Origin of the sequence: Lactobacillus selangorensis (assembly GCF_001437205.1) — a bacterium.
Taxonomy (GTDB): Bacteria; Bacillota; Bacilli; order Lactobacillales; family Lactobacillaceae; genus Paralactobacillus; species Paralactobacillus selangorensis.
In genome coordinates, this window is record NZ_JQAZ01000025.1 from 1 (window position 1) to 312 (window position 312).

At 52.2% G+C, this 312-nt stretch carries 1 protein-coding gene; it reads left to right on the forward strand.

The genetic code is table 11. The annotated features are described in order from the left end of the window. On the forward strand, positions 1-312 hold a 312-nt coding region (locus IV40_RS10470), incomplete at its 5' end, for an IS3 family transposase (protein WP_156404285.1).

Consider the following 312-nt stretch of genomic DNA (forward strand, 5'->3'; position numbering starts at 1 on the left):
GAGGGCGGCAAGCCAATGCTGCATTCAGATCAAGGCTGGCACTATCGATATCCAAAGTACCGGGAGAGGCTAGAAAAAGCAGGGCTGGAGCAAAGCATGTCACGCAAAGGAAACTGCCATGACAACGCCACAATGGAGAGTTTCTTCGGCACGCTGAAGTCAGAGTTCTACTATCGGGAAAGCTTTGAAAGCGTGGAGCAGTTGCAAGCGGGGCTGGATGAGTACATCCATTACTACAACCATAAGCGAATCAAAGTGAAGCTTGGCGGACTGAGCCCTGTAGCGTACAGGACCCGGTCCGCTGTAGCCTAA